The organism is Bacteroides sp. 519, from assembly GCF_010500955.1.
Lineage (GTDB): Bacteria > Bacteroidota > Bacteroidia > Bacteroidales > Bacteroidaceae > Bacteroides.
Genome location: NZ_QVMJ01000069.1, coordinates 1 through 1,458, shown reverse-complemented (window position 1 = coordinate 1,458; position 1,458 = coordinate 1). Strand labels below are relative to the sequence as shown.

Sequence of the window (1,458 nt, the reverse complement as noted above, 5' to 3'; positions counted from 1 at the left end):
CTCGTATATTTGCATCATTAATGATCCGTTATTTCTCCGAGTGTTGTATATTCGTAGTTAATACGGAAAAGAATAGTCTCTCAATTGTGCCTAGATACGTTTGTCGATATCCTCACAGAGAATTCAGGAGACTATTCTTTATTTTCCATTTAGTTTGAACAAGGTACTTAGGGATATAAGTTTTTCTTATAATCTCGCATAATTTACGAGAGAAGACAATGTGGGAGATTCCGTTATTCATTTATTTGATTATGATTATGAAAACAGGAGTAATAAAACAAGTGGTAGGGATTGATATCTCTAAAGACGATTTTCAGGTTTGTTTTAGTGTATTAACAGACAACTTAGATGTTAAGATTCGAGCTAGCCGTAAGTTCAAGAATACACAAGATGGATTTGATAGTTTTTGTGATTGGTTTTCCTCCAAACAAACTGCTGATCTCCCTATTGCCTTTACCATGGAAGCTACGGGTGTTTACTATGAAGGATTAGCCTATTTTCTTTATAATAAAGGATTTACAGTTCATGTAATTCTTCCCAATCAAGTAAAGAAATATGGTCAGAGTTTAGGAGTCAAATCAAAAACAGATTCTATTGATGCAGCAGTTTTAGCTCGTATGGGTCTGGAAAGAAAACTATCCCCCTGGAAGCCATTTAGTCCTAACCTACAGCTATTAAAACAATTATGTCGCGAAAGGGATCGGCTGATTGCAGAACGCACAACCATTAAAAATCACTTGCATAGCTATTCTCATCAGGGTGTACTTCCCAAGGATTCCATAAAGCGTTGTCAAAAACAGATTGCTTTTTTGAATAAATTATTAACACAAGTAGAAAAGCAAATCGAAGGGGTCGTACAAAAAGACACAGCCTTACACCAACGTTTAAAACACGTACAAACAATTAAAGGAGTGGCTTTCTGGACGGCTATCATTATAATTAGTGAGACCAATGGTTTTGCTACCTTTCATAGCATCAAACAATTGACTAGCTATGCAGGATTAGATATTCGTATTGCAGAATCGGGAAAATGGAAAGGAAAAAGCAAGATAAGTAAACAGGGAAATAGTTATATACGAAAAGCGCTTTATTTTCCAGCTTTTTGCATGGCTAAACATGACCCGCATACACAACAATATTATCAAAAATTACGTTTAAAAAAAGGAGTTACAATGATAGCAGCAGTAGCAGTACAACGAAAAATATTAGCATTAATATATACTTTGTGGAAAAAACAAGAAGACTTTAAACCACAGATGTAAATATAGAGCTCAGGGAATGTGAAGCATAAGTCTTCCTTTGGCTTTTGCCCAAAGGGCAAAAAAAAAGTAGTGGAAGAGAACTTCCACTACACAAGATAGACCTCAGTACAAAGTATCGCATGAAGCCTTCCTTTGGCGGAGACAAAGATAGAAAAAATATTTAATTTAATTTGGAATTCAACACAGTACCTCTGTG

1 protein-coding gene is annotated in these 1,458 nt (G+C 35.3%); it reads left to right on the top strand.

Annotation, left to right across the window (positions count from 1 at the left end; all coding sequences use genetic code 11):
* The first annotated feature begins 257 nt into the window (after positions 1-257).
* Positions 258-1,262 (top strand): IS110 family transposase, encoded by a 1,005-nt coding sequence (locus D0T85_RS21925; protein ID WP_163215658.1) that lies wholly within the window; start codon positions 258-260, stop codon positions 1,260-1,262.
* Positions 1,263-1,458: the final 196 nt, after the last annotated feature.

Bases quoted from the DNA above. Each gene is read 5' to 3' on its own strand.
- D0T85_RS21925 (WP_163215658.1), top strand. From the start codon at position 258: ATGAAAACAGGAGTAATAAAACAAGTGGTAGGGATTGATATCTCTAAA.